The sequence below is a fragment of the Synechococcus sp. R6-5 genome (assembly GCF_047461775.1).
Taxonomy (GTDB): Bacteria; Cyanobacteriota; Cyanobacteriia; order Thermostichales; family Thermostichaceae; genus Thermostichus.
In genome coordinates this window covers 1-5,258 of sequence record NZ_JANSHV010000073.1, presented here as the reverse complement: position 1 = coordinate 5,258, position 5,258 = coordinate 1, and the positions used below count along the sequence as shown (strand labels likewise).

At 60.7% G+C, this 5,258-nt stretch carries 5 protein-coding genes; 1 reads left to right on the top strand and 4 read right to left on the bottom strand.

Going from position 1 to position 5,258, the window contains the following annotated elements:
* Positions 1–191: 191 nt before the first annotated feature.
* Together lpxC and NW818_RS04350 are read right to left on the bottom strand one after the other, a co-directional pair.
* Complete coding sequence (lpxC, locus tag NW818_RS04355; RefSeq protein ID WP_011434326.1) at positions 192–1,046, bottom strand: UDP-3-O-acyl-N-acetylglucosamine deacetylase; 855 nt, start codon at positions 1,044–1,046, stop codon at positions 192–194.
* 14 nt (positions 1,047–1,060) lie between these two features.
* Positions 1,061–1,657 carry a hypothetical protein gene (locus NW818_RS04350; protein ID WP_414423929.1) on the bottom strand — a complete coding sequence of 199 codons (597 nt, stop codon included), beginning with the start codon at positions 1,655–1,657 and terminating at the stop codon, positions 1,061–1,063.
* On the opposite strand from NW818_RS04350, the gene NW818_RS04345 reads away from it, so the two are divergent.
* A complete protein-coding gene (locus tag NW818_RS04345; protein ID WP_414423928.1) occupies positions 1,656–2,555 on the top strand; it encodes an RNA methyltransferase in 900 nt (299 codons plus the stop codon). The genes NW818_RS04350 and NW818_RS04345 overlap by 2 nt on opposite strands.
* 140 nt (positions 2,556–2,695) lie before the next feature.
* On the opposite strand, the gene NW818_RS04340 is transcribed toward NW818_RS04345, so the two are convergent.
* Positions 2,696–3,655: a DnaJ C-terminal domain-containing protein gene (locus NW818_RS04340; protein WP_414329479.1), complete on the bottom strand. Its 960-nt coding sequence runs from the start codon at positions 3,653–3,655 to the stop codon at positions 2,696–2,698.
* 207 nt (positions 3,656–3,862) lie between these two features.
* The coding region (dnaK, locus tag NW818_RS04335; RefSeq protein ID WP_414423927.1) for a molecular chaperone DnaK at positions 3,863–5,258 on the bottom strand (1,396 nt) is incomplete at its 5' end.

Sequence of the window (5,258 nt, the reverse complement as noted above, 5' to 3'; positions counted from 1 at the left end):
GCAGTGTTCAGCGTAAATGTATCAGGACGGCAGGCCAGAACTCAGCCAAAAGAGCACCCAGGGAGCTGCGGAAAGGAGGGGAATGAAGCGGATCCCACCCTGGGGATCCCCTTGAAGACAAGTGCTCCGCACCGCTCTCGCAACTGAGGATGGCAGGGTTGTTGCTGCGCAACCGGATCCCTTGCTCCCCCTCACTCTTCATGGATCAGCAGGGATCCACTCTTGAGCAACTGCTCGGCCAAACGGTGGTGCAGGGCATGGCCCGCCTTGTAGGCCACAATGTGCCCCTGCAGTCGGCAGCCCAGGAGGCTGAGATCTCCTAGTAAATCTATCAGCTTATGGCGCACCGGCTCATCTGGGTAGCGCAATGGCCCCAACCACTCGGTTTGGCTACAGACAATGGCATTTTCCAGGCTGCCCCCCTGGATTAGCCCCCGTTCCCGGGCCAGCTCCACATCCTGCTGGCGGGCGAAGGTGCGGGCCGGCGCAATGGACTGGACAAAATCCGGCCTGTTCTCCCTCCAGCTCAGCCACTGTTCTCCAATCGGGCAATCGGCAAAATCGATGCCATAGGTAAAGCGGGCTGTAGGATGGGGGAGGGCGCTGACAAAGGCTTCCCCCGCCCAGACAGTGACCGGTTCTTGGATCACCCCCAGCAGGGCCGGCTGATCTTGGGCCTGGATCCCGGCCTGGGCAATGGCCTCTACAAAGGGCAGGGCAGAGCCATCCAGAATCGGCAGCTCCGGCCCCTCCACCTCGATGCGGCAGTTGTCAATGCCCAGGATGTAAAGGGCGGCCAGCAGGTGTTCCACCGTCTGCACTTGAACAGAGGGGGATCCCTGCTGCAACAGGGTGCAGAGATGGGCAGGGGCCAGGGATCCCAACCGAGCCGGGATCTCAGGGGATCCCGGTTGATCCACCCGCACAAAAACCCGACCGCTGCCGGCAGGAGCTGGATGCAGACTGCAGCCAATTGGCAGGCCGGTGTGCAGGCCAACGCCTTCTAGGGCAATAGAGCTGGCTAAGGTGTGTTGCCGGCCTCTCATCGTGCTCCGCAGCGCTAGTGCAAACGCTCTTGGCCCTGGTCGAAAACGCGGTAATACAGCTCCCGATAGCCCACGCGCAGGTTGCTGCTGGCATCTGCCAACTTGGCTTTGTGGCTGCGGGTGCCGTAGGCGCTGAACACCTCGTAGGTATCTCCCTCAAAGAAAAAGGAAGAGACATCGGACACCTCTTCGCCCCCCAGCAACTGCCAGCGCCCCTGGCGAAACTGCAGCCGGTAGTGAGCTTTATCCAAGCTGCCGGAAGGACGGTCGATAATGGCGTCGATGCTGCCCTCGTAGAACGGCTCGGCACCACCATTGGGGATGGATATGTCCACAGGCCACACGTCCACAGCGATATCTCGGTAGCGGCAGTTGGGCCGGTTGCACAGGCGAATCGAGCGCATGGCCTCGGCAATGGCTTCCAGCCGCTGCCGCGCTACGGTCAGGGAAAGGTGCTCTATACCCCCATCGCGAGCGAGCTGGGGCGACACCTGAGCCGCCTCTGCCACTGTGGAGGGCAACGAATGGGCAGCCAACGCCGGGGATCCCCAGCAGCATCCCACCAACACCAGACAAATCAAGCTCAGCCAACAACGGTATGCGGATCCCATGGATGCAATCTATGACAGAATCAAGCTCCTCTTCTCTACTCTAGGCACTCTGGGGGATCCCAACCTGATGCCGATATTACCCCACTCTGGCCCTGAACAACTGGCGCAGGTACGGCTTGTATTGGTGCAGCCGGCTGGGCCGCGCAACCTCGGCGCCATTGCCCGCGTGATGAAAAACATGGGCTTCAGGCAGTGGGTGCTGGTGGATCCCCAATGCGATCCCCTCGATATGGAAGCGATCACCACAGCCGTGCATGGGGCAGACCTGCTCCATCAAGCCCGGAAGGTGCAAACTTTGCCCGAAGCCCTGCAAGGGTGTGTGCAGGTTTTCGGGACAACGGGGCGCAGCCAAACCTACCCACCCGAATGGCAAATTCAGTCCCCCCGCCAAGCCTTTCCCGCTCTGCTGGCCGCCGGCCCTGCCGCCCTCGTGTTTGGCCCCGAAGATCGCGGCTTGAGCAACGAGGAGCTGGCCCTTTGCCATCGCCAGATCCAGATCCCCACCGATGCGACCTATCCCTCTTTAAACTTGGCCCAAGCCGTGGCCATTTGTTGCTATGAGCTGTACACCCTCGTCTGCCAGAGCCCTTCCCCTGCTCCTCCTATGCCCTCGCCTCAAAGGCTTGCCCCCTTCGAGCTGCTGGAGGGGTTTTTCGACCACTTAGAAGCGCTGTTGCTGCAAATTGGCTACCTGCACCCCCACACAGCCCGCCGCAAAATGCTCAAGTTTCGCGCCCTGTTCCAGCGAGCCGGCCTGACCGTAGCCGAGGTGGCCTTGTTGCGCGGGATCCTGCGGCAACTGCAATGGAGCCAGGGATGCTCTCGTCAGGAACCTCTGGAAGCAAATGCAGCTCCCGTCCCGCCGACGCAACCAGATTCCAGCAGGACCCCATCTTGACCCCAAGGCTGGGCCTCCAGCCCCGCCCTACCGCTACCGGAAGCAAGCTAGAAGGGCGGCTTCCTGCTTTCAGGCGGCGCGGAGCGCTTGTCAAGAATCTTGAGGCTTTGGCCGTGGGAGAATATCGGAGAATATCAATGCTAGAGCTTAAGGGTGGCGCGGGGATCGTAGGATTGAACCCGCTGCAGCCTTTCGTAAAGTTCTCGCTCTTCTTCGGAGATCTGGGTGGGCAAATGGATCTGCACCACCACGTAAAAATCCCCCCGTTCTCCGTTGCCTTTGGGAAATCCCCTTTCCGCCAGCCGCAACTTTCGCCCCGGCTGCATGCCAGGTGGGATCCGCAGCTTCACCACCCCCTCCAAGGTGGGCACCTCCACCTGGGCGCCCAAAACCGCTTCGCTGGGGCTGATGGGCAGATCGCAGTAAACGTCGAATCCCTCTAGGCGATAGAAGGGGTGGTCTTTCAGCTCAATTTTAAGGTACAGATCACCGGCACCGCCGTTGGGGTTGGGGTGGCCTTGGCCGCGCAGGCGAATCCGCTTCCCTGGCGTAATTCCCGGCGGGATGTTTACCTCGAGCACGCGATCCCCGCCCACCCGCAGGCGACGCTTGCCCCCCTCAAAAGCTTCTGGAATGCTGATCTGGATGGTGGCCTCAGCATCGTAACTGGTGTTGCCAGTGGATCCCGAAAATCCGCTGCTGCGGTCTGTGGTTTGGCTGCGCACCCGGCCCAGCAGTTGATCGATGAAGTCTTGAAAATCATCAAATTGGCTGAAATCGACGCCACTCCCCCCAAATCCGCTCCCCCCAAAGTCTTGGCTGAAGGGGCTGCTGCTGTAGGTGTAGGCATCGCGGCTGGAGCGAAACCCGCCCTGCTGATAGTATTGGCCAAATTGGTCGTATTGCCTGCGCTTGCTGGGATCCGAGAGAACTTCGTAGGCTTCGTTAATGTCTTTGAATTTCTCTTCAGCCGCTTTGTCGTTGGGGTTGACATCTGGGTGATACTTGCGGGCTAGGCGCCGATAGGCTTGTTTCACCTCATCGGCAGTGGCCGTTTTGCTGACCCCCAAAATCTTGTAGTAGTCCTTAAAGTTTTGCATGGAGGCGTCCGCAGGCAAATCGCTGAGAGTGGGCAGAAAACCACGAGGCTAGGCGTCCCCGGCAAGGGCTCCTTCCCTCCGACCTACTGAAGAAAATGAGGAGGCGGGCTAGACGCCATCGCCCATCCCGTCCCTCCTCATTATCGGCGCTACAAGTAAGGCGGGATCCGCCCTGGGCCCGCGGCCCACGGAGGGATCCCTGAGCAGTCACTTGCTCTCGGTGAAGTCGGCATCGATCACATCATCGCTGCCGCCGGAGGTTTTCCCTGAGCCGGGAGTGGGGCCAGAGGAGGCCCCCGGCTGTTGATACAGCTCGCTGCTCATGGCGTAGAGAGCCTCTTGCAGCTCCCGCTCTTTGCTCTGGATGGCGCTGTCGTCCTCCCGCTGGATGGCCTCCCGCAGTTCTCGCACCAGAGTCTCGATTTGGCTGCGTTTGCTGGAGGAGATCTTGTCGCCCAACTCCTTCAACTGCCGCTCGGCTTGGTAGGCCAGCGAGTCGGCCTTGTTGCGGCGCTCAATTTTCTCCCGGCGGGCCCGGTCTTCGGCAGCGTATTTTTCTGCCTCAGCAATCATGCGCTCCACCTCTTTGCTATCCAAAGTAGAGGCGCCGGTGATGGAGATGCTCTGCTCTTTGCCGCTGCCTTTGTCTTTGGCCGTCACCTTGAGGATGCCGTTGGCGTCGATGTCGAAGGTGACCTCGATCTGCGGCACACCGCGGGGGGCCGGCGGGATCCCGTCCAGCTTGAAGCGGCCCAGAGATTTGTTGTCGCGGGCCAGCTCCCGCTCCCCTTGCACCACGTGGATTTCCACAGAGGTCTGCCCATCTTCGGCAGTGGAGAAGATCTCCGACTTGCGGGTGGGGATGGTGGTGTTGCGCGGGATGAGCTTGGTGGCCACGCCGCCCAAGGTTTCCACCCCCAAGGACAAGGGGGTGACATCCAGCAGCAGCACGTCTTTGACTTCGCCCGCCAGCACACCCGCTTGGATGGCCGCCCCAACCGCCACCACCTCATCGGGGTTGACACTTTGGTTGGGTTCTTTGCCCAGCAGCTCCCTCACCAGCCGCTGCACCGCCGGAATGCGGGTGGATCCCCCCACCAGCACCACTTCGTTGATGTCGGCCTTGGTGAGCTTGGCATCCCGCAGGGCTTGTTCCACCGGCCCCTTGCAGCGCTCCAGCAGGTCGGCACAGAGGTGTTCAAATTGAGCGCGGGAGAGCTTCAGCTCCAGGTGTTTGGGCCCATCGGCAGTGGCAGTGATGAAGGGCAGGTTGATGGTGGTTTCGGAAACGCTGGACAGCTCGATCTTGGCTTTTTCCGCAGCTTCCGTTAGCCGTTGCAGCGCCTGCCGGTCTTGCCGCAGGTCGATCCCTTCCATTTGCTTAAACTGCTCGGCCATCCAATCGACGATCTTCTTGTCGAAGTCATCGCCGCCCAACTGCGTATCGCCGCTGGTGGATTTCACCTCGAAAACGCCATCCCCCACTTCCAAGATGGACACATCGAAAGTGCCACCGCCCAGGTCGAAGACGAGGATGGTCTCGTTGTTGCGCTTGTCCAAGCCGTAGGCCAAAGAGGCTGCTGTCGGCTCGTTGATGATGCGC

What these genes read in the sequence shown, in the direction of transcription:
- NW818_RS04345 (WP_414423928.1), top strand. Translation starts at nt 1,656, where the DNA reads ATGGATGCAATCTATGACAGAATCAAGCTCCTCTTCTCTACTCTAGGC.
- NW818_RS04340 (WP_414329479.1), bottom strand. Translation starts at nt 3,655, where the DNA reads ATGCAAAACTTTAAGGACTACTACAAGATTTTGGGGGTCAGCAAAACG.
- lpxC (WP_011434326.1), bottom strand. Translation starts at nt 1,046, where the DNA reads ATGAGAGGCCGGCAACACACCTTAGCCAGCTCTATTGCCCTAGAAGGC.
- NW818_RS04350 (WP_414423929.1), bottom strand. Translation starts at nt 1,657, where the DNA reads ATGGGATCCGCATACCGTTGTTGGCTGAGCTTGATTTGTCTGGTGTTG.